The organism is Amycolatopsis sp. CA-230715, assembly GCF_018736145.1.
In the GTDB taxonomy this organism is placed as follows: Bacteria; Actinomycetota; Actinomycetes; order Mycobacteriales; family Pseudonocardiaceae; genus Amycolatopsis.
This window is the reverse complement of the sequence record NZ_CP059997.1, coordinates 3,393,230-3,417,807: the sequence shown is the minus strand read 5'-3', so window position 1 is coordinate 3,417,807 and position 24,578 is coordinate 3,393,230. Positions and strand designations below refer to the sequence as shown.

The following is a 24,578-nucleotide window of genomic DNA, read 5'->3' as shown; positions in this document are numbered from 1 at the left end:
CCTTCCGTTGATCGAACACTGAGATAGGTAAGGCTAGACTAAGCCGGACCGCCGTCATGACCACCGAGAAGGGTGACCCGTGTCTCTTGGCGCCGTGCGCACCGAGGCCGACTCCGCGCCCGGGAAGACGCCCGACAAGCCGCCGTCGCGTCGCGCCCAGTCCGCCCGCGCGTTCGGCCTGCTCGTCGCACTGGGCGTGCTCGCGCTGGTCTTCCTGCTGAGCCTGTGGATCGGCTCGCGGAACATCGCGTTCCTCGATACCTGGAACGTGTTGTGGCACAACGACGGCAGCGAAGAAGCGATCATCATCCACGACCTGCGCATCCCGCGCGCCCTGATCGGCCTGCTCGTCGGCATCGGGCTCGGCGTCGGCGGCGCGCTCATGCAGGCCGTCACCCGCAACCCGCTCGCCGATCCCGGCATCCTCGGCGTGACGATGGGGGCGTCCGCCTCGGTCGTGGTCGCGATCGCGTTCCTCGGGATCACCTCGGTGCTCGGCTACGTCTGGTTCGCCTTCGCGGGCGCGGCGATCGCCTCGTTCGTCGTGTACCTGCTGGGTTCCGCGGGCGCCAGCTCGGCGACGCCGGAACGGCTCGTGCTCGCCGGCGCCGCGATCACCGCCGTGCTGTTCGCCTTCAACCAGGCCGTGCTGCTGCTCGACCCCACCGCGTTCAACGAGTTCCGGTTCTGGGAGATCGGCTCCATCGCGGGCCGCAAGATGGACGTGGTGGTGCGGATCGCGCCGTTCATCGGCGCCGGTCTGCTGCTCGCGCTGTCCCAGGCCCGCCCGCTCAACGCGCTCGCGCTCGGCGACCAGGCAGGCCGCGCGCTCGGCGCGAAGGTCGGCACCACGCGCCTGCTCACCGCGGTCGCGATCACCCTGCTGTGCGGCGCGGCGACCGCGGCGGCGGGGCCGATCACGTTCGTCGGGCTGGCCGTGCCGCACGTCGCGCGCCTGATCGCCGGGCCGGACCAGCGCTGGGTGCTCCCGTACTCCACGGTGCTGGCCCCGATCCTGATGCTCGGCGCGGACGTCATCGGCCGCAAGATCGGCGGCGCCGAGGAGTTCGAAGTGGGCATCATGACCGCGTTCGTCGGGGCGCCGGTGTTCATCTGGCTGTGCCGCAGGCGGAAGTCGGCCCGGTTGTGAGCGCGCTGAAGGAAGGCCGCGTGCTGCGGACCAGGAGCGAACGCCTGTCGTTGCGCGTCGACGCGCGCGCGACGACCGTGGCGCTGGCCCTGCTGGCCGGGGTGATCGTGGTCGGCCTGATCGCGATGACCACCGGCGACTACCCGCTTTCGGTCGGCGAGGTCGTGCAGACCCTGTTCGGCCAGGGCCCGCCCGGCGCGGACTTCGTCGTGACGACGCTGCGGCTGCCCCGGCTGCTCGCCGGGATCCTGGTCGGTGCGGCGCTCTCGGTGAGCGGAGCAATTCTGCAGAGCGTTTCCGGGAATGCACTCGGCAGCCCCGATCTGATCGGGTTCACCAACGGCTCCGCGGTCGGTGCACTGCTCGTGATCATCGTGCTCGACGGCGGCGCGGTGCAGGTGTCGATCGGCGCGCTCGCCGGTGGCGTCGTCACCGCGCTGGTGCTGTTCGTGCTGGCCTACCGCGGCGGCGTGCACGGCAGGCGCCTCGTGCTGATCGGCATCGGGCTCAGCACGATGCTGCTTTCGGTCAACTCGTACCTGATCACGCGCGCTTCGCTGCAGGAGGCGGTGGCCGCGCAGTCGTGGCTCGTCGGCAGCCTCAACGGGCGCGGCTGGGAGCAGGTCGTCCCGGTCGCGGTCGCGGTGGCCGTGCTGATCCCGGTCGCCCTCTACTACGGCAGGCGCCTTTCCCTGCTGGAACTCGGCGATGACAAGGCGAAGGCGCTCGGCGTGCACGCGGACCGGACGCGGCTCGTGCTGGTCACGGTCAGCGTGCTGCTGGCCGCGGTGGCCACCGCCGCGGCGGGCCCGATCGCGTTCCTGGCACTGGCCGCGCCGCAGCTCGCGCGGCGGCTGACCAAGGCGGCGGGCCCGTCGCTGGTGGCGTCGGCGCTGATGGGCGCGTTCATCCTCACGGTGAGCGACTTCGCGGTGCAGCGCGTGTTCACCGGGACCCAGTTGCCGGTCGGCATCGCGACCGGCGCCATCGGCGGGCTGTACCTCGCCTGGCTGCTCGTACACGAATGGCGGCGCAACCGCGCCGCCTGAAAGTCCGAAGTAGACGGTCCGGTAATCGATTGCTTGTCTAGCCGGGTGAGCGGTGTTACGTTCGCCGAAACGCCACCGCCCTCCCGTTAGGCAGACCCAGTATGGCGCGCAACCGAGTCCTGTTCTCCACGCCGTTCCTCATCGCCGCGCTGGTGCTGGCGCTGGTCGTCGGGCTCGTCGTCGGCAAGGCGACCTCCAGTTCGAGCCAGACCGGTAACGCGGGGCCTGGCAAGGCGTCCGGCCTGCGGGTGGACGTGATCGTGAAGGCCACCGACTCCTCGTTCTGGCAGAGCATGTTCGCGGGCGCTCAGAAGAGCGGGGAGGACTTCGGCGTCGAGGTCGGCCGCTTCGGGCCCACCTCCGAGACCGACGTCAACGAGCAGGTCCAGCTCGTGGAGAACTCGATTTCGCGCGGTGTCAACGCGATCGTGCTCGCCGCGAACTCCCAGTCCGCGCTGGACAAGGTGATCGACCGCGCGCGCCAGGGCGGGATCAAAGTGATCACCGTCGACGGCACCGTCACCACGCCGACCGAGGCGTTCATCGGCACCAACAACCTCCGCGCCGGCGAGCAGGCCGGGCAGCGGCTGTGCAAGCTCGTCGCCGCGCAGGGCAAGACCAGCGGGAAGGTGCTGCTGGAGAACGCGGTCGCCGGGGTGCAGGCACTCGGGGACCGGGCGAAGGGCTTCCGCCAGGGCCTCGCCGAGAACTGCCCGCAGATCTCGGTGTGGCAGGAGCGGTTCAACAACAACGACATCGCCACCGCGGCCAACCAGACCAACGACGCGATCGGCGCGGTGCCGGACCTGGTCGGCGTGTTCGCCGCGAACAACATGTCCGGCAACGGCGCGGCGCGCGCGATCAAGGACACCGGCAAGTCCGCGACGCTGCCGGTGGTCGCGTTCGACTCCGACCCGCAGGAGAACGGCGCGCTCGCCGACGGTTCGATCGACGCGCTCGTGGTGCAGAACCCGTACTTCTTCGGCTACCAAGGTGTTGCCGAAGCGATCGCGGTGAGCACCGGCGCCAAGGTTCCGCTCTCGCTCGACCCCGGCGCGGTCGTGGCGGACAAGGACAACATGAACGACCCGTCGGTGCGAGACCTGCTGAACCCGCCGACGGCACAGGCGTCCAAATGAGCCTCGTGCGAATTTCGGGGCTGCGCAAGGCTTTCGGCGCCAATGTGGCGCTCGACGACGTGTCGCTGGAGCTGCGCGCCGGTGAGGTGCACTGCCTCGCCGGGGAGAACGGCGCCGGGAAGTCGACGTTGATCCGGGTCCTGACCGGCGCGCTCAAACGCGACGCGGGAGAGTACCTTGTGGACGGTTCGCCGATGCCGCAGTCGCTCACGCCCGCGGTGCCGAGGGCGGCCGGGATCGCCGCGGTCTACCAGGAGCTGAGCCTGCTGCCCGATCTGTCCGTGGCGGAAAACCTGCTGATGGGCCGGTTTCCCGCGCGCGGCGGGGTGGTGCGCCGCGGCTCGTTGCGGGAGCAGGCCGTCGACCGGCTTTCCCGGGTGGGACTGGAAGATCTCGACACCGCGCGCACGGTCGCCGAGCTGCCCGCCGCGACCAGGCAGCTCGTGGAGATCGCGAAGGTGCTCGGCGACGACCCGCGCGTGATCATCTTCGACGAGCCGACCACCGCGCTTTCCGGCGCCGAGGCCGAGGCGCTGCTGCGGCGGATCACCGCGCTGCGCGACAGTGGCGTCGCGATCCTCTACGTCAGCCACCGCCTGGAAGAGATGTTCGAAATCGGCGACCGTGTGACGGTGCTGCGCGACGGCGGAGTCACGAAAACCGCCCCGATGGGCGAGTTCACCGAGGACACCCTGATTGCCTCGATGGTGGGACGGGACGTCGAGGAGCTTTACCCGAGTGCTTCGGATCGCACCGAGCAAAGCTCCGCATTGCTCCGAGTGCGGGGACTGCGCCCGCCGGATAGCCCGCACGCGGTCGATCTCGACGTGCGCGCGGGCGAGATCGTCGGCATCGCGGGCCTCCTGGGGGCCGGGCGCAGCGAGTTGCTGCGCGCGGTGTTCGGCGCGGACAAACCGGAGGCGGGCTCCGTCGAGGTGGACGGCAAGCGGGTTCCGCTCGGGCGGCCCCGCGAGGCCGTGCGGTGCGGTATCGGGCTGCTGTCGGAGGACCGCAAGGAACTGGGCCTGCTCCCGGAGCTGACCATCAGGGAGAACGTGTCGGTGGCGAGCCTGACCGGGATCGCCTCGCGCGGACTGCTGTCCCGGCGCCGCGAAGCCGAGCGCGTCGACTCCATTTTGGACGGTCTGCGGCTGAAAGCGGGCTCCTACGACCAGCCGGTGTCCACCTTGTCCGGTGGGAACCAGCAGAAGGTGCTGGTCGCGCGCTGGCTGCTGTCCGGGGTCCGGGTGCTGCTGTTCGACGAACCCACCAAGGGCGTCGACGTCGGCGCGAAGGCCGAGCTGTACGCGCTGATCGGCGATCTCGCTTCGCGCGGGTTCGCGATCGTGGTGGTGTCGTCGTACCTGCCGGAGCTGCTCGGGCTGGTCGACCGGATCCTGGTGCTCAGGACGGGGCAGCTCGTCGGCGACGTGCCCGCGGCCGAGGCGACCGAGGAAGGGCTCTTGCGGCTGGCGAGCACGGGGAGGCTGGAAAATGGTGCTGCGTAACCTGATCGTCCGCGAGAACGAGTTCGGGACCGAGCGCCCGCGCGTCATCGGGTGGAGCGACGCCGTCGGCCGCGAAGGCGGCGGGCTCGTCGTGCTGGTGATCCTGTTCGGCGCGCTTTCCCTGGCCAGCGACAGCTTTTTGACCGGCGGGAACATGGCGAACCTGTCGCGGCAGTGGGCCGTGTACGGGATCATCGCGATCGGCGAGCTGCTGGTCATCCTCACCAAGGGCATCGACCTGTCCGTCGGCTCGGTCGTCGGCCTCACCGGCGCTTCGGCCGCGCAATTGCTGGTGGCGGGGTTGCCGATCCCGATCGCCGTGCTGTGCGCGGTCCTCGTCGGCGGCGCGATCGGCGTGATCAACGGCGTGCTCGTCGCCTACGCGAAACTGCCGCCGTTCATCGTGACGCTCGGGATGATGGGCGCCGCGCGCGGGCTCGTGCTGGTGATCACCAACGCCAACACGATCCAGCCGCTGCCGGAGGGCTTCTCCTCGATCGCGAACGACTCGCTGCTGAGCATCCCGAACCTGTTGTGGATCACCGTGGTGGTGATCGTGCTGCTCGGATTCCTGTTGCGGCGCACGGTTTTCGGCCGCTACATCTACGCGACGGGCTCGAACGCCGAGTCCGCGCGCCTGTCCGGCGTACCGGTGCCGAAGGTGCAGGTGACCGTGTACGCGATGTCCGGGCTCCTAGCTGGGATCGGCGGCGTGCTGCTGGCCTCCCGGCTGGACGCGGGCGTGCCGACCATGGGCGAGGGCTACGAACTCGACGCGATCGCCGCGTGCGTGATCGGCGGCGCGAGCCTGTTCGGCGCCAAGGGAAGCGCTTTGGGGGCCGCCGCGGGCGCGCTCATCACGTCCACTTTGAACAACGGCGGCAACCTGCTCGGCGTCAACTCGTTCTACCTGCGCATCGCGATCGGCGTGCTGATCCTGCTGGCCGTCTCCTTCGACCAAATCCAAACCCGCCTCTTCACGAAGAAGACCTGACCTTGGTGGCCGCACTGCGGCCACCAAGGCAGCCGGGTCAGTGCGCCGCGGTGCGGGTGAACGCGGCCCAGGCGGCGGGGGAGACGGTGAGATGTCCGGCGGCGCGGTCCTTCGTGTCGCGCACACCCACGGTCTCGGTGCTCAAGGCGACCTCGACACACTCGTTGTTGTCGCCGCCGCCTACCCCGCTGTAGCTGCTCTTACGCCATTGGTCCTTCTTCATGGATGCCTACCTTCGCGCGGATGAACTCGGCCGAGTCCTCCGGCGACAGCGCGTCCGCGCTGACACTGTCGAACATGGTCGAGAGGTGCTGTACGTCCTCACCATCTTCTATCCAAACGCCCCCGGCCGCGTGCTCCAGGTAGGCGACGGCCTGGTCCTCCGGATCTTCGTAGCCGAAGAGGTAGCAGGTGCCCGCCATGCTGCCGTACGCGCCGATGTCATAAGGGAGCACTTGGATGCGCACGTTCGGCATTTCGCCCGCTCGAAGGAGATGTTCGAGCTGACCGCGCATGACTTCCTTGTCGCCGACCAACCGGTGGAGCACGACTTCATCGAGCAAAGCGTGCAGGTGCAAGGGATCCGGGCCGATGAGGCGCTTCTGCCGGTTCAGGCGTTGCGCCACGAATTCGTCCGCGGCGACCTTCGGCTCCCTTGAGCGTTGCGCGGAAGCGTGGACCGCTCGCGCGTAATCCGCTGTCTGCAACAAACCCGGCACCACCGACGGCGCGATGGTCCGCACGGTCGAGGCTTCGCCTTCTGAGCGCACGAGCTGGCGGAACATCTTCGAAGCACCGGCGGGCAAGCGAATGTACGGCGTCGCCGTCGCGGCCTCGTCCCAGAACACCTGAACCCTGGCGCGATCCTCGTCGCTGGCCTCGTACAAGCTCAGCAGGGTCTTCACCGTGGGCCACTGCGGCCGGTTCACACCGGACTCGTACTTGCTGACCGAGCTGTCGGTGGTCCGGAGTTCGAGCGCGGCTTGTCGCAAGGTCACTCCGGCGTGCTCGCGAAGCTTCCGCAGTTGCCTGCCGAGTCGCTTCTTCAGCCGGGTCGGTGTCGCTGGCATGGCCGGAAGCTTACTGTCCGCAGTTATGGACATGTCGCCCGATTGAATGATGACGGGAGACATGTCTCCCTTCTATCGTGAATCGGTCAGCGGGGTCGCGGGGGACCACCTGCTGCGCGGCAGGGCTGTACGCCCCGGCGCGGCCCCGCTGGCGTCCGACTTCGAGGGGATGGCGATGAGCTGGTGGCGCGGCACGGACGGCAAGGTCCAAGACTTCGACGACACCGGCCCGGTCGACGAAGACGTTTTGCCCGCTAAACGTCAGCTCCGCCCCGTGATCGGCGGAGTCCGGCACCGCGCCCACGTGCGCGGTTTGCCCGCTAAAGGCGAGGTGATCCGGATGGCGTGCGGGTTCCTCTGGACGGTCAACCGGCGCAAGAAGTCCCCGCACCTCTACGACTGCCACGCCTGCGAAGAGGTCCACGCGGAATCCAGGCTCTAGCTGCGTTTAGCGGGCTAAACGTCGTCAGCCGCGCTCCGCGCCCACGGCGATGCCGACGATCGTGCAGGGCTCAGTGCCATGGTTGTGCCAGGCGTGCCGTGTGCCGTTCTGGACGAGCACGTCGCCCGTCCTCAGCACGGTCTGCTGGTCTTCGAGCCGAAGCGTGACCTCGCCCGAGACGACCATGACGTAGTCGATGCTGTCGGTGGTGTGCATCCCCGGATCGGTCGGGTCCATCGCGGCGATCGCGCCCGGCATCCGCCGCTCCAGCTCGGCCCTGGCCGCGGCCGGGTCGAGATCCGCGGGCGGGGTCAGCTCGCCCGGCGCGATCACGTTGACCATGAACCGCGACCCGTCCGCGGGTGGATACCACGCCTCGGCGGGGTGTGGGCCGCCGTCGTCCGGGAAGATCGGCCGCTCGTCCCGGCCCCACAGCCGGTAGGCGGCGCACCCGGGCATCAGGTCGGAGGTGATGGGCTCGACCTGGCCGTCATCGACCACGCGGGCTTTGCCCTCGGAGTCGTGCCCGGTGACCACTCGTCGAATCTGCATGTGCTCGCTCCTTGATACGGTGGCGTATGGATACGGTACCGTATTCTCCGGCCTCGTCAATACGCTGCCGTATGCTGTGCCGCGTGGTGAGCGAGTCGACCCGGTTGTCCGCCAAGGACTGGGCGCGGGCCGCGCTGAAGGCGATCGCGGGCGGCGGGCTGGCCGCGGTCGCGGTCGAACCCCTCGCGCGGACCCTTGGCGTGACCAAGGGCAGTTTCTACGCGCACTACCGCAACCGCGACGAGCTGATCGCGGCGGCACTCGACGAATGGGTGCACGGCCACGGCGACCAGGCGATCACCATCTTCGCCGCGATCGAGGACCCGGCGCGGCGGTTGCGCGATCTGCTCACCGCCGTCGTGCAGGCCGCCCAGCCGCTGGCCCCGTCGGTGCACCTGAGCCTGCTCGGCGAGCGCAACGACCCGCGCGTCCGGAAAGCGGTCGGCCAGGTGAACAAGGCGCGGCTGGACCTCCTGGTCCGCACCTACGAGGAACTCGGCCTGCCGCCGGACCGGGCGGAATCCCGGGCGCGGGTCGCCTACGCGGCCATCCTCGGCCTGCTGCACCTGGCGCAAACCGACCCGGACGGCCCGGACCCGGCCGCACTCGCCGACGAGGCCGCCGCGATCTTCCTCCCGTGATGTCCCGAAGGTGGCTTTCGGGGCGCTCAATGCCCTGAAGGCCGCTTTCGGGGCATCGAACAGCGCGCCCCGGGGAGGCCGTCAGATGTCCGGTGCCGCAAGGCTTTCGATCGCGCGAGCGGCCAGCCAGTGCTCGGCGTCGTCCATGCCCCAGCCGCATTCGTCGACGAGCGTGCGCCACGAGTTGAACCCGAACCAGAACCAGAGCACGTCCGTGACGCGCTCGATCTCGGCACCGGCCGGGAGTAATCCCTTGTCTCGCAAATGTTCCGCCACTTCCCCCAGCGCGTGGCGGTAGGCCGTGGTGCTCTGCCGCCACAGCTGCCCGGCGTCTTCGTGCACGGGCATCGCGGCGAACAGGATGTCGATGGCTTGCCGCTGGGTCTCCTTCGCCATCCGGGTGCCGTGCGCGACCAGGCCGATCGCGGTCGCGAGGTCCTCGGTCCGCCGGATCGCTTCGACGGTGGTGTCCGCGCCGGACGAACCGACCGCTTCCGAGACGATCTCGCGCAGGATGTCGGACTTGCTGCCCGCACTGGAATAGACGGTCTGCGGTGCGACGCCCGCTTGCTTGGCGATTTCGGCGACGGTCACCCGGCCGTAACCGTTTGTGGCGAACAGATCCGCGGCCGTGCGCAGGATGTCGCGACGGGTGCTGGCGGCGTCCTGCGCGCGGCGCGGAGAGTGGTACGGGCGGCGGGCCATCAGCCGACGGCGGCCGCCAAGGTGGCGGCGACTTCACCGGGGGTGGGCATCGAGTCGATCTCCTTGCCGACGGCCGCGGCGGCTTCGCGGATCCGGATGTCCCCCAGCACGGTACCCGCGGCTTTGGCGACGGCTCGCGGTGCGGCGTCCGGCGGCAGCGCGACACCGGCGCCCGACGCGGCCACCCGCTCGGCCTGGATGAAGTTGTCCGCGCCCTGCGGCACGACCACGAGCGGGATTCCCCGGGACAGCGTGCCGAACGTCGTGCCAGCGCCGCCGTGGGTGATGACCACGTCGACGCCGTCGAGAAGTTCGCTCATCGGCGTGAATCCGACGAAGGCCACGCGTTCGACTTCGTACCCGTCCGGGTCCGCCGTCGCCACGATGTCGACGTCCATAGTGGACAGTTCGCGCAGGATCGGGCCGAGCACCGCGGGATTGGCGAACACAGTGCCGAAACTGACCAGCACCTTCGGCCGGGTGCCACGGCCTGCCGCCGCTGCCGGGCGTCCCGGCACGCGGAACGCCTCCGGCCGCAGCGGCAGCCTGGTGGCGGGACGTTGCCAGGCTTGGTCCTGCATCAGCGGCGGGCAGGTGTCCAGGTACCAGGAAGGCTTTCCTGGGCGAGGCCGCGCGCGTCGTACCGGGGCGCCGCCACCGCGCGCATCGCCTCCGCGAACGGTTCCGGCAGCGCCGGGCCGTAAGCCAGGGTGGCCACCGGGACATCCGCCGCGGCCGCGGCGAACGGGCCGACGAAATCGCAAAGATCGCTGACGATCAGGTCGGGCTTGAAGCCTTCGACAGCGCGCAGGGCCTCCTCGGCGGTCAGGTCGAGGCGCGTGCCCGCGAAGAACTCGGCCACGGCTTCCGGCGTGGGAGCGGCCGCCGGGTCCGCGCCGCCGGTGCGCCTGGCCACCTCCGCGAACAGGACGTGGGGCAGCGGGCCCGCGGGCAGCAGCGCGAGGCCGTCCGGTTCCAGCACGGACACCATGCCCGCGGCCGTCATCACGGCGACCTCGTCGCCCCGGTCCTTGAACGCGCGGGCGAGCGGCAGCATCGGGACCAGGTGGCCGTGCTGGGGCACGCTCGACAGGAGGATTCGCATATTCGCCAGACTATGCCTCTGATGAATATAGGCACCCCAGAACAGAACGAACGGGCACCACCCCGACCCGAACGGGCACCCGCCGCCAGCTGCATTCAGCGGGCTAAACGTCGTCGACGGCCTCCCCACCCCGGGGCGGCTCCCACCTGCGTTTAGCGGGCTAAACGTCGTCGGCCGCTCAGCTGCCCAGGTAGCGCAGGACGGCCAGTACGCGGCGGCTGTACCCGGTCGTGTCCCGCAGATCGAGCTTGTCGAAGATCGCGTTGACGTGCTTCTCCACCGCGCTCTGCGACACGAACAAGGTCGCTGCGATGCTCGCGTTGGTATGCCCCTCGGCCATCTTCTCCAGCACCTCGCGTTCGCGCGCGGTCAGGTGCGTCAGCGGGTGCGTCGTGCGGGCGAGCAGGCGCCGCACCACCTCCGGGTCGAACGCCGCCTCGCCGCGGCCGACGCGGTCGAGCGCGTCGAGGAACTCGGCGACCTGCGCGACCCGGTCCTTCAGCAGGTACCCGACGCGGCCGCCTCCGCTCGTGATCAGCTCCGTCGCGTACCGCTTCTCCACGTACTGCGACAGCACCAGCACGCCCGTCTCCGGCCAGCGCGCCCGGATCTCCATCGCGGCGCGCAGGCCCTCGTCGGTGTGGGTCGGCGGCATGCGGACATCGGTGACCACGACCTCGGGCACGTGCTTCTCGGCGGCGGCCAGCAGTTCGACGCCGGTGCCGACCGCGGCCACCACCTCGTGGCCTTCCTCGCCGAGCAGCCGGATCAGCCCTTCGCGCAGCAGCGTCGAATCCTCGGCGACGATCAGGCGCACGGCAGCACCGCGGTGACCGTGGTGGGGCCGCCGTCCGGACTGTCCACAGTGAACTCCCCGTCGGCGGCGGCGACCCTGCGCGCGAGCCCGGAAAGCCCGCCGCCGGAGAGCGCCGCCCCGCCCCGGCCGTCATCGGTGATCCGCACGGTGATCATGGTGCCCTGCTTGGCGATCCCGATCGCGATCAGACTCGCCGAGGCGTGCTTCAACGCGTTGGCCACGGCCTCGGAGACGACGAAGTACGCGATGGTTTCCGTGGCCGGATCGGGGCGGTCCGCCAGCGCGTAGTCCAGGTCGACCGGCACGCTCGCCCGTTCCGCCACCACTTCGAGCGCGGCGTGCAACCCGCCGGCGTCCAAGGCGACCGGGTACACGCGCCAGCTCACTTCGCGCAGGTCGCGAAGGGCCTCTTGGGACTGTTCGTGCGCCTGTTGGAGGAGTTCGCCCGGCTCGTCGGTCCGGCGCGCGCGGCCCAGCAGCATGCCGAGCGCGACCAATCGCTGCTGCACGCCGTCGTGCAGCGCGCGCTCGATGCGACGGCGCTCCTCGTTGACGGCTTCGATCACCTCGGCGCGCGTGGTCGCCAGCTCGGAAACCCTGCGCCGCAACAACTCCTCGCGGCTCGGGCCGAGCATCCGGTTCGCCAGCCCGCGGTCGAGCGCCGCCACGCCGAGCAGGCCCTGCACGGCGATGAACGCCAGCAGGACGCCGAGCAGGACGAAGGCGATCGGGTCGTACCAGTCCAGGCCGTCGGGGTCGCCGGTGGCGCTGAACCTGCCGCTGACCGCGAGCTGCCAGAGCGCGGTCGCCCCGATGTACAGCCCGTAGGCGATGAGCAGGAAGATCCCGGCGCCGAGACCGCCCGCGATCGAGCGGGCGCCGAGATAGCCCAGCGCCCTGGTCTCCGAATAGTCGCTCGCGCTTTCGGTCCCGAGGTAGGTCGCCAGCCTGCGCCGCTCGAACTCGGTCAGCGCCCGCGCGCCGCGGCCGACCGCGTTCCGCGCGCCGGGCACCGCCAGCAGCGCGCCGCCGAGCACCGCGTAGGGCAGCTCGGCGAACGCGCTCGCGGCGCCGAGAGCCAGCCCGGCGCCTGCGCGGGCGACCACCGTGACGACAGCCATAGCCGCAGGTTATCCGCCCGCCGACCAGCGTGTACTGCGGCTTTCCGCAGGGTTTTCGGGTGCCGTTCCCCAGTGTCGAGGCACGCGCCGGTTTCTAGCGTCGTTGAGGAGTTCAGCGACCACGAAAGGCCGTCATGCACCCCGTTCTCGCACAGACCACCGTCGAACCCATGGGAGGCCTCGCGGGCTGGGCCGTCGATCTGATGGACACCCTCGGCGGACTCGGCGCCGCCGTCATCGTCGGCCTCGACAACCTGTTCCCGCCCATCCCGAGCGAGCTGGTGCTGCCGCTCGCCGGGTTCTCCGCCAGCAAGGGCACCTTCAGCCTGCTCGGCGCGCTCACCTGGACCACCGTGGGCTCGGTGGCGGGCGCGATCGTCATGTACTACCTCGGCCTGCTGCTCGGCCGCGACCGCACCCGTGCGCTGATGGCGAGGATCCCGCTGGTCAAGGCGTCCGACTTCGACAAGACCGAAGCCTGGTTCGCCCGCCACGGCACGAAGGCGGTGTTCTTCGGCCGGATGGTGCCGATCTTCCGCAGCCTCATCTCGCTGCCAGCCGGGATCGAACGGATGCCGTTCTGGAAGTTCCTGTCGCTGACCACGCTCGGCAGCCTGCTGTGGAACGCGCTGTTCGTCGTGACCGGGTACCTGCTGGGGGAGAACTGGCACCTGGTCAGCGACTACGCCGACTACTTCCAGTACCTGGTGATCGGCCTGGTAGTCCTGGCCGTCGCCCTCTTCGTCACCTCCCGCCTGCGCACCCGCTCCCGAGTCTGATCCCGGCGACGACGTTTAGCCCGCTAACTGCGGGCCGGAGCCGCCTTCCCGCCGGGAGCCCGCGGAGTGCGTTTAGCCCGCTAAACGCACTCCGCGCCCCGCCCGGCCGGGAGGTGGCTGACGACGTTTAGCCCGCTAAACGCAGCTGGGAAGGCCCACCCCCGGGGAGGTTCGGGGGCGGGCCTTCGGAGCGGCCGAGCGGGTCAGGCGGCCTGCGGGATCGGGGCGGCGGCTGGTTCGAGCGCGAGGTCGAGGACCTCGCGCACGTTCGCCACGGCGTGCACGTCCAGCTCCGAGAGGACCTCGGCCGGCACGTCGTCCAGATCGGGCTCGTTGCGCTGCGGGATGATCACGGTCTTCATCCCGGCCCGGTGCGCCGCGAGCAGCTTCTGCTTCACGCCGCCGATCGGCAGCACCCGCCCGGTCAGCGACACCTCGCCGGTCATCGCCACGTCCGCCTTCACGACGCGGCCCGAAAGCAGCGACGCGAGCGCGGTGGTCATGGTGATCCCGGCCGACGGCCCGTCCTTCGGCACCGCGCCCGCCGGAACGTGCACGTGGATGCCGCGGTCCTTCAGGTCACCCACCGGCAGTTCCAGCTCGGCGCCCCGCGAACGCAGGTACGACAGCGCGATCTGCACCGACTCCTTCATCACGTCCCCGAGCTGACCGGTCAGCGAAAGCCCGGTCGAGCCGGATTCCGCGTCCGCCAGCGACGCCTCGATGTAGAGCACGTCGCCACCGGCACCGGTCACCGCGAGCCCGGTCGCGACACCGGGGATCGAGGTCCGCTGCGTCGACGCGGGCAGCGACGACTCCGGCAGGTGCCGGGGGCGGCCGAGGTAAGTGTCTAAATCGGACACATCGACGGTCACCGGCAGCGCCAGCTCGTCGAGCGCCACCTTCGTGGTGATCTTCCGCAGCACCTTCGCGATGGTCCGGTTCGCGGCGCGCACCCCGGCTTCGCGGGTGTACTCGGCGGCGATCCGGCTCAGCGCCGCGTCGGTCAGCGTGACGTCGCCGTCGGCGAGCCCGGCCCGCTCCAGCTCGCGCGGGAGCAGGTGGTCACGCCCGATGGTCACCTTCTCGTGCTCGGTGTACCCGTCGAGGCTGACCAGCTCCATCCGGTCCAGCAGCGGCCCGGGAATCGTCTCCAGCGCGTTCGCGGTCGCCAGGAACACCACGTCCGACAGGTCCAGCTCGACCTCGAGGTAGTGGTCGCGGAAGGTGTGGTTCTGCTCGGGGTCGAGCACTTCCAGCAGCGCGGCGGTCGGGTCGCCCCGGTAGTCCGCGCCGACCTTGTCCACCTCGTCGAGCAGCACGACCGGGTTCATCGAACCCGCTTCCTTGATGGCGCGCACGATCCGCCCCGGCATCGCGCCGACATAGGTGCGCCGGTGCCCGCGGATCTCGGCCTCGTCCCGGATCCCGCCGAGCGCGACCCGCACGAACTTCCGGTCCATCGCCTTCGCCACGGACTCGCCGAGCGAGGTCTTGCCGACCCCCGGCGGGCCCACGAGCGCCAGCACAGCCCCGGAACGACGGCCACCCACGGCACCCTTGCCCGCCTGCGCACGCCGCGCGCGCACAGCCAAGTATTCGATGATCCGTTCCTTCACGTCGTCGAGACCGGCGTGGTCCGCGTCGAGCACTTCGCGCGCGGCCGCGATGTCGTGCACGTCCTCAGTCGTGCTCTGCCAAGGCATTTCGAGCACGGTGTCCAGCCAGGTGCGGATCCAGCCGCCCTCCGGCGACTGCTCCGAGGTCCGCTCCAGTTTGTCCACTTCGGACAGTGCGGCCTTGCGGACGTGCTCTGGCAGCTCGGCCGACTCCACGCGCGAGCGGTAGTCGTCGTCCTCACCGGACCCGTCCAGCTCGCCGAGCTCCTTCTTGATCGCTTCGAGCTGGCGGCGCAGCAGGAACTCCTTCTGCTGCTTCTCCATGCCCTCCGCGACGTCCTTGCGGATGGTGTCGTTGACCTCCAGCTCCGCCAGGTGCTCGCGCGTCGACTCGAGAGCCTTTTCCAAGCGGGACGGCACATCCAGGGTCAGGAGCAGCTCCAGCTTCTCCTTGACGTCGAGGTACGGCGCGTTCCCGGCCAGGTCGGCGATCGCCGACGGGTCTTCGAGGCCGTTCACCGCGTCGATCATCTGCCAGCCGCCGCGCTGTTCGAGCACGGAGATGACCAGCGATTTGTATTCGGCGGCAAGGGTTTTCGCGCGTTCGCCGCCGGTTTCCGTTTCCGGCGCGGCTTCGGCGTGCACCCAGCGCGCCGCGCCGGGGCCGTCCGCGATGTGGCCGACGCGGGCGCGGCCGGTGCCGCGCACCAGTGCCGCCGCCTTGCCGCCGGGCACCCGCCCGACGCGGTCGACGGTGGCGATCGTGCCGATCTCGGCGTACTCACCGTCGATCCTCGGCACGATCAGGACCTCGGCGCGCTGCTGCGGCGCGGCCGACCGGATCCCGGGGAACGAGGCGCCGCTGGGCGCCTTCGCCTGCGCGGACTCCACCGCGGCGCGGGTCTCGCCTTCGGTCAGGTCGAGCGGCACGACCATGCCGGGCAGCACCACGTCGTCATCGATCGGGAGGACGGGCAGGAGGCGTGTCTCACTCATCTGTGCACTCCTTGAAGGTTGAGTTCACCTCGCTCAACTTCTTCGAGTGCGCGTTTGTTTCCGCTGGTTGTTCGCTCGTAGCGAGCGTCACCGGGGGAATAAACTCAGAGCTTCTTGCCCACACCGCACCACGCGAACGGGCGGCCTTCGGCCTCCGATTCGGTGACCCTGCGCTCGGGCCGCCAGTCCGGCAGGTGCACGAAACCGGGGCGGACCAGCTGCCAGCCGTCGAACCAGCCCTCGACCTCTTCGCGGTCGCGGACCCAGAGCGGGTTGGTCGTCTTCTGGTACGCCTCGCCGAACCGTTCGATCTGGACCTTCCCCGCGGCGTCGGCCTCGTCGGAGGCGATGTGCGACAGCCCGAGCCAGCTCCCCGGCGCCAGTTCGTCCCGGTAGGCGCGCACCACGTCGCCTGGCCGGTCGTCGTCGCCGAGGAAGTGCAGCACCGCGATCATCAGCAGGCACACCGGTTTCGAGAAGTCGATCAGCCTGCGGACGTCGCGATCGGCCAGCACGCCCGGGACGTCCCGCAGGTCGTGCTGCGCCACGGTGGCCCAGTCCTGCGCGCGGTCCTGGTCGAGCATCGCGGTCACGTGCACGACCGAAATCGGCTCGTAGTCGACGTAGGTGACCCGGGCGCGTTCCCCCTTCGGCAGGTGCCGCCGCACGACCTCGTGCACGTTGCCGATCGTCGGCTCGCCGGAGCCGAGGTCGACGAACTGGCGGATCCCGGCGTCCAGTGCGTGCCGGACCACCCGGTTCATGAACTGCCGGTTCTGCCTCGCGACGACCCGGATGTGCGGCCAGACGCGTTCGACCTTGCGCCCGAACTCCCGGTCGACCGCCCAGTTCTGGGTGCCGCCGAGGAACCAGTCGTACATGCGGGCCGCCGACGGCTTGTCGGTGTTCACCCTGGCCGGCGCCGCGGGCGCCGACCTCAACACTTCGCTCATCGAAAAATCCCCAGCCGCTCCGGGACGCTGGCTGGCCGAGGGTACCGCTCCAGGCGCGCCGCGTGCACGCGCACCAGCGGATGCATTCGTGGATGCACCAGGGCGCTGGTGCATATGCCCGGTTCGGCGGCCGCCTAGTGCACCGCGGGGCGGCGGTACCAGTACGTCCACAGCGGGCGATAGCCCTGCGCGCACCAGAACGGCGTCGACCGGGGGTTCGCCAGCGCGTGGTGCAGCAAGACCACGTCCGTGCTCGCCTCGTCGAACAGCTGATGCGCGTGCGACGCCAACGCCGTTCCGACACCGGACGAGCGCGCGGCCTCCGCGATGTGCAGCGAGGACAGGTAGCCGACCCGCTCCGCGCTGGTGTACGGCGCGATCCACCCGGTCTCGCTGGGCATCTGCACGTGCAGCATGCCCAGCGGCCTGCCGTACAGCTCGGCGATCCACAGCGCGGGGTTGTCGCGGGAGAGCAGGTCGCCGAGCTCGGCTTCCACGACCTTGCCCGCGTCGGGGCGGTGCGTGACCACGCCGAACTGCGCCTCGTAGTTCCGCAGTTCGAGCTGCAGCTCGACGGCGGTGGCGAGATCGCCCTGTTCCGCGGGCCGGATGTGCACGCCCGGCGTGGCGCGCGGGCCGGTGGCGACGAGCCGGTCGGCAGGGCGGGCGGCGAGCACGCGGACCGCGGAGAACCCGTGCCGGAGCAGTTCCGCGCAGCCCGCCGAATCGCGGCTCGGCCTGGCGACGACCGCCGCGGTGTCCCAGTCACCGGGAGCGGTTTCCGCTGAGAGGGCCGATTCCCACCGCGTGAGCAACGCCTCCAGCGCGGCGCCGGGTTCCGGTCCCGCGAGGTGCACCGACAACGTGTGCTCGACCAGCGGTCGCGACAGTGCGTCACGGGAATCCGGCGCCACCTCGGTGCGCGAGGCGAAGCCCGCCGCCGCGGAACCGCCCGTTTCGACGAGGAGGTCCGCGCCGTCCGGAGCGGCGAGGTGCCGATCTACGTCGGGAAGAAGGGGGTCGATCGTGCGCAGCCTGCCGTTGTGGGCGGTCGCGATCGTGTCCACGTCCATCGCGTCATTGAAGCCCCCTCGCGCTCGTCGTCCGCACCCAGGTCGGTCACTCCCTGCGATACCGGCCGGATGTGAAAAGCGCTCTTGTTTCACCCCGTGGTCCGTGCAGGTCAGCGCCGTTGGGCCGGAGTTAACCCTGAGCTGATCTGATCGGGATTGGAGAGAGGCCTAAATACGCCCTCCGGGGTACAGTGATGCCTCGTTCGCGCTCGGCCGTGCGCTCTGCGCGAATCGATCGGGTGGCGGACTGGGGAGAGCAGCCGGAAGGGGGTTGCATGCCGGACTCAGGTGGCGGGCCTGACGTTTCCGTCCCGGTCGACATGCCAGGTACGCGGGGTGGCGCAGGCCAGGCAGGGCCACCGCGGCCCGCCGCGCGCGCCGGTCGCTCCGACGAATTCCGCTTCCGCGTCTACACGGTCACCGTGGTCACGGTCGGCCTCCTCGCGGCGACCGCGGTCGCGCTGTGGCTGCCCTTCGAACCCGACAGCGACCTGTGGTGGATCGGGCCGGTGCTGGCGGTCGCGTTCCTGCTCGCCGAACAGCTCGGCATCAACGTCGACGTGCGCAGCGGCATCTCGTGGACCATCTCGTTCACCGAAATACCCCTGGTCATCGGGTTCTTCGTGGCGCCGTTCGAGGTCGTGCTCGCGGCACACCTCGTCGCCGGGATCGGGACACTGCTGGCCCGCCGCGTCGCGGGACGCGTCCTCTACAACGCCGGCGCCTTCCTCCTCGAGATCACCGGCGCGTTCGCGGTCGCCGGGGTCGTCCAGCACGCGCTCGGCGCCACCGAAATGCAATGGCTCGCCGCGCTCGCGGGCACCCTCACCGCGCCGCTGGTCAGCACGCTGCTCGCGCTCGCCGCGGTGCGCGTGCTGCGGCGCCGGATGCGGATCGGCACCGCGCTCCGGCTCACCGGGCGGATCCTGGTGGTCGGCTTCGTCAACGCCTCCGTCGGACTCTCCGGCTACCTGGTGATCTCCGGTTCGCCCAGGGCGTGGCCGCTGGTGCTCGCCGTCTTCCTCGGACTCACCGCGCTGTACTGGGCGTACTCCGACCTGCTTCGAGAGCAACGAGACATGGAGGCCCTTTCCGACGTGAGCCTGATGGTCGCCAGGTCGGGCCAGCAAGCCGCGGCGCGGCCCGCGGGCAAGGCCGAGAACTCCGCCGAAGGCGTCGACATCGGCGAATGGGCCACCATCGCCGAGCGGATCAAGGACCAGCTCTCCGCGGCACGCGTGGTGCTGCGGCTGCGGCTCGAACCGGCGGAGGAGATGCGTGCCGTCGTCGCGGGCGACCCGCTGCCGTCCGAGCAGTCGCCGGCCGAGGACCCGCTGCTGCGCCTTCCCGGCGCGCACGTCCGGCACTTCCGGCTCACCGAAGCCAATTCCGACGTCCGCGCCGCACTGCTCGACCGCGGCGCGCAGGAAGCGCTCGTCGTCCCGCTGCGCAGCGCCAACCAGCTGCTCGGCGTCGTCGAAGCGCACGACAGGCTGTCCCGCTGGCGCGGGTTCGGCAAGTACGATGTCCAGCTCCTCGGGCTGATGGCCAGCCACCTCGCGACCTCGCTCGACAACCGGCGGTTGCTCGCGACCCTGCGCCACGACGCCTACCACGACCCGCTCACCGGGCTGTTCAACCGGCTCGGCTTCCGCCAGGTCGCCCGCGAACCGCTGCGCGATCACCCCAGCTCGGTCGTGCTGCGCGTCGAACTCGACGTCTTCTCCACGGTCAGCGACGCGCTCGGCTACGCGTGGGCGGACCGCATGGTGATCGCCGCCGGCAGGCGCATCCGCGACGCGCTCGGCCACGAGGTGCCCGTCGCTCGGCTCGAAGGCGCGTCCTTCGCGGCACTGCTCATCGCCTACGGGCCCGACCAGGCGCACCGCGTCGCCGAACGCCTGCGCGCGGAACTGTCCGTGCCGTACCCCGTCGACCGGCTCACCGTCGAAGCGAACGCGATGATCGGCTACGCGTCGCCGTCGGTCGAGGAGGCGGGCGAGATCGTCGACGTCGACGGGCTGCTGCAACGCGCCGACGTCGCCGTCCGCGCGACCCGCGGCGGCGAGGAAGTGCGCGGATACGTGCCCAGCATGGGCCAGATCTTCATGCGCCGCTTCCAGATGGTCACGCAGTTCCGGCAGTCCCTCGAAGACGGCCAGGTCAGCGTGCACTACCAGCCCAAGGTGTCGCTGCCGAACCGGCAGGTGCAGGGCGTCGAGGCGCTCGTCCGCTGGGTCCACCCCGAGTTCGGCAGGCTCAGCCCCGACGAGTTCGTGCCCGCGATCGAAGCGGCCGGCCTGATCGGCGTGCTCACCGGATTCGTGCTCGAAGAGTCCCTCAAGCGCATCCGCAAATGGCTCGACGAGGGCCTGCGCATCTCGGCCGCGGTGAACCTGTCCGTCCGCAACCTCGCCGACGAGGAGTTCCCGGCGAAGGTCGTGCGCGCGCTCGACCAGTTCGGCGTGCCGCCCGAGCTGCTCACCTTCGAGCTCACCGAGTCCGGTGTGATGTCCGACCCGCAGAAGGCGCTGCCGATCCTGCGCGAGCTGCACGCGCTCGGCGTCGTGCTCGCCGTCGACGACTTCGGCACCGGGTACTCGTCGCTCGCCTACCTCCGCCAGCTCCCGGTCGACGAGGTCAAGATCGACAAAAGCTTCGTGCTGGGCATGGGCACCGATCTCGGCGACCTCGCCGTCGTCCGCTCCATCGTCGAGCTGGGCCACTCGCTCGGACTCACCGTCGTCGCCGAGGGCGTCGAGGAGGACGTCGCCCGCGATCAGCTCGAGGCGATGGGCTGCGACGTCGCGCAGGGCTACCTCATTTCGCGCCCACTGCCCGAGGACCGGCTCGAAGCCTGGCTGCAAGCCCGAACCGCCAGGTCGCCGGGCCGTCAGGCGCACAACGTGCTCACCCTCCTGACTTAGGGGACCCCCCTCGCGGCACCCCCGCCCGCGTCTTGTAATCTCTTCGAGGCTTGAACGTTGAGCCAGGCCCCTTTAGCTCAGTCGGCAGAGCGTCTCCATGGTAAGGAGAAGGTCTACGGTTCGATTCCGTAAAGGGGCTCGCGAGTGGGCGAGTTGTGTCTGCCGGAATAGGCAAACATAACTCGCTTCGCGGTGTCCTCTGGGGGCCCAGCCCCCAGACCCCGGCCAGGGGGCAAGCCCCCTGGACCCCCGTAGGCAGGCGTGTGAGCGTCGAGTGGGTTTTGCTGGGTGGGCATGTTGTAGGGCGGTGTAGCTCAGTTGGTAGAGCAAGCGGCTCATAATCGCTGTGTCGTCGGTTCAAGTCCGATCACCGCTACGCAGAACAGGCGGAGCGCGATTCATCAGGTGCGATGAGCCGCGCGCCGACTCGCCAGTAGACTGGGGCGAGCCCCAGGCCCCCGCACACGCGGGGTACCGAATTTAGCTAGAGGAGCTTTGCCGTGGCTGCGACCGACGTGCGACCGAAGATCACGCTGGCGTGCGAAGAGTGCAAGCACCGCAACTACATCACCAAGAAGAACCGGCGCAACAACCCGGACCGTCTTGAGATGAAGAAGTTCTGCCCGAACTGCGGTACGCACCGTACCCACAAGGAGACCCGCTGACCGCGCGTCCCACCGGCTGCCGAGAAGGCCGCTCCCGTATTCGGGGGCGGCCTTCTTTGCGTGTCCGGATACCTACTCAAATCGGACACTACTTGTTTTAACGGACAGCCGACGGTCGGCCCTGGTCCATACCACCTGCCGCGGGACACCCTGCTCCGCACCGGGAAACCGGTGCCGGTCACGCAAGACGTGCCGGCGAACCCACTCCGACGATCGCGCCACCGCGCGCTCGGCGTCAGAAAGTGAGTTGCCGGAATGAGCAAGTCCCCAAGCCGCACACCACGAAGGCTCGCCACCACCGCGGCCGTCGCAGGCCTCGCCGCCTTCGGTCTCATCGCCCCCAGCACCGCCTCCGCCACGGGCATCGACGGCTACGGCGCGTCCGTGCAGCACGCCGCCGTGTCCTCGCTCGCCGCGGACGCGCACATCACAGCGGCCGACGCGACCGCGCAGCTGCGGGCCCAGCAAGCCGCCACCGACACCGTCCACGCGGTCACCGGGGCGCTGGGGCAGCGCGCCGCCGGCGGATATCTCGACGCCAAGGGCACGCCGACCGTGAACGTCCTCGACACCGCGGCCGCCGACCAGGCCCGCGCCGCCGGGGCCGTGCCCAAGCTGGTCCGGCACAGCTCCGCGCAACTCGCCGACACCCAGCACGCCCTGCAGGCACTGCCCGCCGTCACGCACACCGCGATCGGCCTCGACGAGCAGACGAACCGGATCGTCGTCACGGTCGCCGACGCCGCGAAGGGCCCCGCGCTCGACCGGCTGCTCGCCGCGACGCAGGGCTTCGGCGAACGCGTCGTCGTGGAACGCGTCACCGGTGAAATGCACACCGCCATCTACAACGGCGAAGCCATCACCGGCGGCGGCACCCGCTGCTCGGTCGGGTTCAACACCAACAAGGGCGGCCAGAACTACATCGTCGACGCCGGGCACTGCACCCGCGCGGTTTCGCAGTGGAACGTCGGCCCGTCGGTCAACGCGAGCTTCCCCGGCAACGACTACGGCCTCATCCGCAACACCAACAGCACCGGCCCCGGCGCGGTGTCGCTGTACAACGGTTCGACGCAGCGCATCACCTCCGCGGCCACCGCGACGGTCGGCGAGCGCATCTGCAAGAGCGGCAGCACCACGCGCCTCACCTGCGGTTCCGTCAGCCGCCTCAACGTCACGGTGAACTACCAGGAGGGCAGCGTTTCGCAGCTCATCCAGACCAGTGCTTCGGTGAACCCCGGCGACTCCGGCGGCTGCCTGTTCGACGGCGCCAAGGGGCTCGGCATCACCTCCGGTATGGGCGGCGGCAGCTCGTACTTCCAGCCCGTCGGCGAGGCGCTCTCCGCGTACGGCGTGAGCCTCAACAGCTGATCCAGCGGGCACGGCGGCCCGGTAGGCTGGCCGCCGTGCCCTTGGATTCCTCATTCGTCGGTCGCAGCTACCCGCCCGAAAGCACGTACGACGTGGGACGGGAAAAGATCCGGGAGTTCGCCGACACGATCGGCGACAGCAACCCGCTCTACCACGATCCCGAAGCCGCGAAGGCCGCCGGGTATCCGGACGTCATCGCGCCGCCGACGTTCCTGACGATCCTGAACCTCCCCGCGATCAACAAGGTCGTCGCCGATCCCGAGCTCGGCCTCGACTACTCGCGGATGGTCCACGGCAACCAGCGCTTCAGCCATTCGCGGCCGGTGCACGCGGGGGACCGGCTGAGCCTGACGGTCTACATCGAGGACATCATGGAGCGGGCGGGCAACGACTTCCTGACCGCGCGCGCGGAGATCGTGGACGAGGCGGGCGAGCACGTGTGCACCACTTCGGCGCAGCTGGTGGTCAGGAGGGCGGACGCGTGAGCAAGACCGAGCTTCCCCCGCTGAGCGTGCGGGTCACCAGGCGGCAGCTGGTCCAGTACGCGGGCGCGTCGCTGGACTTCAACCCGATCCACTGGAACGAGCGGTTCGCCAAGGAGGTCGGGCTGCCCGACATCATCGGGCACGGCATGCTCACCATGGCGCTCGGCGGCCGGTTCGTCACCGACTGGCTCGGCGACCCCGGCAGGCTCATCGACTACAGCGTGCGGTTCACCCGCCCCGTCGTGGTGCCCGACGACGACGAAGGCGCGCTCGTCGAGTTCACCGGCACCGCGGGCGAACCCGACGAGAACGGCGTCGTGACCGTCGCGATCACCGCCAAGTTCGACGGGAAGACCGTACTCGGCAAAGCCACCGCCCTGGTCCGCCCCGAGCGCGTTTAGCCCGCTAACTGCAGGCCAGCGTCCCGGTCAGCTCAGGAGCTTCGCCACCACATCCGCCATGCCCCGCTCGCCCCTGGCGTTCGGGTGCAGCGCCGCGGCGGCGCTGGTCGGGACGAGGCCCTCGACCCACCGCTCGTCGGAATCGGTGCACAGGTCGTGCCCCTTGCCGGGGCGCGCGGTGTCGGCGAACCCGGCGTTGTTGGCCTTCGCCTCCGCGGCGAGCTTGTCGTTGAGGTGGCCGAGTGAGTCCCGGAGGTAGGCGACGTCCGGGGCACCGAGCGGCAGCACCGGCCAGCAGCCGTCGCCGTCGGGCAGCACCGTCGGGTAGCCGACCACCACGACGCGCGCCTTCGGCGCCTTCTGGTGGATCTTCTTCAGCACCGAGGAGACTTTGCCCGCCGCGGCGTCGATCTTCGCGGCCAGCTCGTCCTTGCCGCCCGCGGTGAGGCGGTCGCGGCAGGGCGCGGCGTTCGGGTGCGCCGTCGCGCAGTTGCCCGCGAGGCCGATGAGCCCGACGTCGTTGCCGCCGATCCCGATCGTGACCAGCGTCGTCTTGTCGTTCACCGCGTCGAGCTGCGGCGGGTTCGTGCCGTCCTTCGTCTTCTGCGATCCGGTCAGGTTCGCCGTGGTCGCGCCGCTGCAGCTGACGTCGGCGAACTCGGCCGGCTTCAGTTCAGCGGCCACGAGGTGCGGGTAGTTGTTGTCCGAGCGGGCACATCCCGGTGGGTCGCCGGCCTGCTTACCGGTGCGGGGCGCGGACGTGTAGGAGTCACCCAGCGCGACGTAGCGGCCGGATCCGCCGCCGGTCGTCGACCCCGGGGGCGGCTCGGCCGAGCCGCCCTGATGACTCCGGTAGTAGGCGTATCCGCCGATCGCGGCCACGATCACCAGCAGGACCAGGCATCCCCCGCCACCCTTGTTCGCCACAGTTCCTTTTGTACGCGAACTCGGCGCCGCTGATGAGGGCCGACCGGGGCACTTCCGTCCACCCGAGCGACGCGAGCCCCCTGCCCGCAGTT

The 24,578-nt window shown here is 70.1% G+C and carries 25 protein-coding genes and 2 tRNA genes; 15 read left to right on the top strand and 12 right to left on the bottom strand.

What is annotated here, in order from left to right; translation table 11 throughout:
* The first annotated feature begins 79 nt into the window (after positions 1–79).
* The 5 genes from HUW46_RS15965 (at position 80) to HUW46_RS15945 (ending at position 5,840) form a co-directional block, all read left to right on the top strand.
* The gene (locus tag HUW46_RS15965; RefSeq protein ID WP_442860941.1) at positions 80–1,150 is read left to right on the top strand and encodes a FecCD family ABC transporter permease; all 1,071 of its coding nucleotides are present in this window, start codon (positions 80–82) and stop codon (positions 1,148–1,150) included.
* Between the two features lie 20 nt (positions 1,151–1,170).
* The gene (locus HUW46_RS15960) at positions 1,171–2,199 is read left to right on the top strand and encodes a FecCD family ABC transporter permease (protein ID WP_254126209.1); all 1,029 of its coding nucleotides are present in this window, start codon (positions 1,171–1,173) and stop codon (positions 2,197–2,199) included.
* A gap of 101 nt (positions 2,200–2,300) precedes the next feature.
* On the top strand, positions 2,301–3,338 hold the full coding sequence (locus HUW46_RS15955; protein WP_215548021.1) for an ABC transporter substrate-binding protein: 1,038 nt from the start codon (positions 2,301–2,303) through the stop codon (positions 3,336–3,338).
* Positions 3,335–4,846 carry a sugar ABC transporter ATP-binding protein gene (locus tag HUW46_RS15950; protein WP_215548020.1) on the top strand — a complete coding sequence of 504 codons (1,512 nt, stop codon included), beginning with the start codon at positions 3,335–3,337 and terminating at the stop codon, positions 4,844–4,846. The genes HUW46_RS15955 and HUW46_RS15950 overlap by 4 nt, the downstream gene beginning before the upstream one ends.
* Entirely contained in the window at positions 4,833–5,840 is a 1,008-nt protein-coding gene (locus HUW46_RS15945; RefSeq protein WP_215548019.1) for an ABC transporter permease, read from the top strand. The genes HUW46_RS15950 and HUW46_RS15945 overlap by 14 nt, the downstream gene beginning before the upstream one ends.
* 37 nt (positions 5,841–5,877) lie before the next feature.
* On the opposite strand, the gene HUW46_RS15940 is transcribed toward HUW46_RS15945, so the two are convergent.
* Positions 5,878–6,063 (bottom strand): DUF397 domain-containing protein, encoded by a 186-nt coding sequence (locus tag HUW46_RS15940; RefSeq protein ID WP_215548018.1) that lies wholly within the window; start codon positions 6,061–6,063, stop codon positions 5,878–5,880.
* Positions 6,041–6,973, bottom strand: a complete 933-nt coding sequence (locus tag HUW46_RS15935; protein ID WP_215548017.1) for a helix-turn-helix domain-containing protein — start codon at positions 6,971–6,973, stop codon at positions 6,041–6,043. The genes HUW46_RS15940 and HUW46_RS15935 overlap by 23 nt, the downstream gene beginning before the upstream one ends.
* On the opposite strand from HUW46_RS15935, the gene HUW46_RS15930 reads away from it, so the two are divergent.
* On the top strand, positions 6,972–7,352 hold the full coding sequence (locus tag HUW46_RS15930; protein ID WP_215548016.1) for a hypothetical protein: 381 nt from the start codon (positions 6,972–6,974) through the stop codon (positions 7,350–7,352). The genes HUW46_RS15935 and HUW46_RS15930 overlap by 2 nt on opposite strands.
* A 24-nt stretch (positions 7,353–7,376) precedes the next feature.
* On the opposite strand, the gene HUW46_RS15925 is transcribed toward HUW46_RS15930, so the two are convergent.
* Positions 7,377–7,904, bottom strand: a complete 528-nt coding sequence (locus tag HUW46_RS15925; RefSeq protein WP_215548015.1) for a cupin domain-containing protein — start codon at positions 7,902–7,904, stop codon at positions 7,377–7,379.
* 86 nt (positions 7,905–7,990) lie between these two features.
* Here HUW46_RS15925 and HUW46_RS15920 point away from each other — a divergent pair, with 86 nt between their 5' ends.
* Positions 7,991–8,545 (top strand): TetR/AcrR family transcriptional regulator, encoded by a 555-nt coding sequence (locus HUW46_RS15920; protein WP_254126208.1) that lies wholly within the window; start codon positions 7,991–7,993, stop codon positions 8,543–8,545.
* An 81-nt stretch (positions 8,546–8,626) separates the two neighbouring features.
* On the opposite strand, the gene HUW46_RS15915 is transcribed toward HUW46_RS15920, so the two are convergent.
* The 5 genes from HUW46_RS15915 to HUW46_RS15895 form a co-directional block, all read right to left on the bottom strand.
* On the bottom strand, positions 8,627–9,250 hold the full coding sequence (locus tag HUW46_RS15915) for a TetR/AcrR family transcriptional regulator (RefSeq protein ID WP_215548013.1): 624 nt from the start codon (positions 9,248–9,250) through the stop codon (positions 8,627–8,629).
* Positions 9,250–9,831 carry a glycosyltransferase gene (locus tag HUW46_RS48870; RefSeq protein WP_215548012.1) on the bottom strand — a complete coding sequence of 194 codons (582 nt, stop codon included), beginning with the start codon at positions 9,829–9,831 and terminating at the stop codon, positions 9,250–9,252. Before HUW46_RS48870 ends, HUW46_RS15915 begins: the two co-directional genes overlap by 1 nt.
* Complete coding sequence (locus HUW46_RS15905) at positions 9,831–10,355, bottom strand: hypothetical protein (RefSeq protein ID WP_215548011.1); 525 nt, start codon at positions 10,353–10,355, stop codon at positions 9,831–9,833. Before HUW46_RS15905 ends, HUW46_RS48870 begins: the two co-directional genes overlap by 1 nt.
* 178 nt (positions 10,356–10,533) lie before the next feature.
* Positions 10,534–11,172 carry a response regulator transcription factor gene (locus HUW46_RS15900; protein ID WP_215548010.1) on the bottom strand — a complete coding sequence of 213 codons (639 nt, stop codon included), beginning with the start codon at positions 11,170–11,172 and terminating at the stop codon, positions 10,534–10,536.
* Entirely contained in the window at positions 11,163–12,293 is a 1,131-nt protein-coding gene (locus tag HUW46_RS15895) for a sensor histidine kinase (RefSeq protein ID WP_215548009.1), read from the bottom strand. Before HUW46_RS15895 ends, HUW46_RS15900 begins: the two co-directional genes overlap by 10 nt.
* A 134-nt stretch (positions 12,294–12,427) precedes the next feature.
* On the opposite strand from HUW46_RS15895, the gene HUW46_RS15890 reads away from it, so the two are divergent.
* Positions 12,428–13,072 carry a DedA family protein gene (locus tag HUW46_RS15890; protein WP_215548008.1) on the top strand — a complete coding sequence of 215 codons (645 nt, stop codon included), beginning with the start codon at positions 12,428–12,430 and terminating at the stop codon, positions 13,070–13,072.
* Positions 13,073–13,275: 203 nt separating this feature from the next.
* Here the strand turns inward: HUW46_RS15890 and lon are convergent, their stop codons facing one another.
* From lon to HUW46_RS15875, 3 genes are all read right to left on the bottom strand, one after another.
* Positions 13,276–15,687 (bottom strand): endopeptidase La, encoded by a 2,412-nt coding sequence (gene lon / locus HUW46_RS15885; protein ID WP_215548007.1) that lies wholly within the window; start codon positions 15,685–15,687, stop codon positions 13,276–13,278.
* 104 nt (positions 15,688–15,791) lie between these two features.
* A complete protein-coding gene (locus HUW46_RS15880) occupies positions 15,792–16,640 on the bottom strand; it encodes an SAM-dependent methyltransferase (protein ID WP_215548006.1) in 849 nt (282 codons plus the stop codon).
* A gap of 134 nt (positions 16,641–16,774) precedes the next feature.
* A complete protein-coding gene (locus HUW46_RS15875; protein WP_215548005.1) occupies positions 16,775–17,713 on the bottom strand; it encodes a GNAT family N-acetyltransferase in 939 nt (312 codons plus the stop codon).
* Between the two features lie 320 nt (positions 17,714–18,033).
* Here HUW46_RS15875 and HUW46_RS15870 point away from each other — a divergent pair, with 320 nt between their 5' ends.
* From HUW46_RS15870 to HUW46_RS15840, 7 genes are all read left to right on the top strand, one after another.
* Positions 18,034–20,640, top strand: a complete 2,607-nt coding sequence (locus HUW46_RS15870) for a putative bifunctional diguanylate cyclase/phosphodiesterase (RefSeq protein WP_254126610.1) — start codon at positions 18,034–18,036, stop codon at positions 20,638–20,640.
* Positions 20,641–20,706: 66 nt separating this feature from the next.
* Positions 20,707–20,779 (top strand) — tRNA-Thr (locus HUW46_RS15865).
* 164 nt (positions 20,780–20,943) lie between these two features.
* Positions 20,944–21,016 (top strand) — tRNA-Met (locus HUW46_RS15860).
* Positions 21,017–21,140: 124 nt separating this feature from the next.
* A complete protein-coding gene (rpmG, locus tag HUW46_RS15855) occupies positions 21,141–21,305 on the top strand; it encodes a 50S ribosomal protein L33 (RefSeq protein WP_005152047.1) in 165 nt (54 codons plus the stop codon).
* Between the two features lie 255 nt (positions 21,306–21,560).
* On the top strand, positions 21,561–22,673 hold the full coding sequence (locus HUW46_RS15850) for a S1 family peptidase (RefSeq protein ID WP_215548003.1): 1,113 nt from the start codon (positions 21,561–21,563) through the stop codon (positions 22,671–22,673).
* A 35-nt stretch (positions 22,674–22,708) separates the two neighbouring features.
* Positions 22,709–23,158, top strand: a complete 450-nt coding sequence (locus HUW46_RS15845) for a MaoC family dehydratase N-terminal domain-containing protein (RefSeq protein WP_215548002.1) — start codon at positions 22,709–22,711, stop codon at positions 23,156–23,158.
* Positions 23,155–23,559, top strand: coding sequence for a MaoC family dehydratase (locus tag HUW46_RS15840; RefSeq protein WP_254126206.1), 405 nt, complete (start codon positions 23,155–23,157; stop codon positions 23,557–23,559). Before HUW46_RS15845 ends, HUW46_RS15840 begins: the two co-directional genes overlap by 4 nt.
* A 27-nt stretch (positions 23,560–23,586) precedes the next feature.
* Here HUW46_RS15840 and HUW46_RS15835 read toward each other — a convergent pair whose 3' ends face one another.
* On the bottom strand, positions 23,587–24,486 hold the full coding sequence (locus tag HUW46_RS15835; protein ID WP_215548000.1) for an SGNH/GDSL hydrolase family protein: 900 nt from the start codon (positions 24,484–24,486) through the stop codon (positions 23,587–23,589).
* Positions 24,487–24,578 lie beyond the last annotated feature (92 nt).

Coding starts and splice junctions, on each gene's coding strand:
- HUW46_RS15905 (WP_215548011.1), bottom strand. CDS start 10,355: ATGCGAATCCTCCTGTCGAGCGTGCCCCAGCACGGCCACCTGGTCCCG.
- HUW46_RS15915 (WP_215548013.1), bottom strand. CDS start 9,250: ATGGCCCGCCGCCCGTACCACTCTCCGCGCCGCGCGCAGGACGCCGCC.
- HUW46_RS15925 (WP_215548015.1), bottom strand. CDS start 7,904: ATGCAGATTCGACGAGTGGTCACCGGGCACGACTCCGAGGGCAAAGCC.
- HUW46_RS48870 (WP_215548012.1), bottom strand. CDS start 9,831: ATGCAGGACCAAGCCTGGCAACGTCCCGCCACCAGGCTGCCGCTGCGG.
- lon (WP_215548007.1), bottom strand. CDS start 15,687: ATGAGTGAGACACGCCTCCTGCCCGTCCTCCCGATCGATGACGACGTG.
- HUW46_RS15945 (WP_215548019.1), top strand. CDS start 4,833: ATGGTGCTGCGTAACCTGATCGTCCGCGAGAACGAGTTCGGGACCGAG.
- HUW46_RS15875 (WP_215548005.1), bottom strand. CDS start 17,713: ATGGACGTGGACACGATCGCGACCGCCCACAACGGCAGGCTGCGCACG.
- HUW46_RS15870 (WP_254126610.1), top strand. CDS start 18,034: ATGCCAGGTACGCGGGGTGGCGCAGGCCAGGCAGGGCCACCGCGGCCC.
- HUW46_RS15895 (WP_215548009.1), bottom strand. CDS start 12,293: ATGGCTGTCGTCACGGTGGTCGCCCGCGCAGGCGCCGGGCTGGCTCTC.
- HUW46_RS15940 (WP_215548018.1), bottom strand. CDS start 6,063: ATGAAGAAGGACCAATGGCGTAAGAGCAGCTACAGCGGGGTAGGCGGC.
- HUW46_RS15950 (WP_215548020.1), top strand. CDS start 3,335: ATGAGCCTCGTGCGAATTTCGGGGCTGCGCAAGGCTTTCGGCGCCAAT.
- HUW46_RS15880 (WP_215548006.1), bottom strand. CDS start 16,640: ATGAGCGAAGTGTTGAGGTCGGCGCCCGCGGCGCCGGCCAGGGTGAAC.
- HUW46_RS15890 (WP_215548008.1), top strand. CDS start 12,428: ATGCACCCCGTTCTCGCACAGACCACCGTCGAACCCATGGGAGGCCTC.
- HUW46_RS15850 (WP_215548003.1), top strand. CDS start 21,561: ATGAGCAAGTCCCCAAGCCGCACACCACGAAGGCTCGCCACCACCGCG.
- HUW46_RS15955 (WP_215548021.1), top strand. CDS start 2,301: ATGGCGCGCAACCGAGTCCTGTTCTCCACGCCGTTCCTCATCGCCGCG.
- HUW46_RS15930 (WP_215548016.1), top strand. CDS start 6,972: ATGTCTCCCTTCTATCGTGAATCGGTCAGCGGGGTCGCGGGGGACCAC.
- HUW46_RS15935 (WP_215548017.1), bottom strand. CDS start 6,973: ATGTCTCCCGTCATCATTCAATCGGGCGACATGTCCATAACTGCGGAC.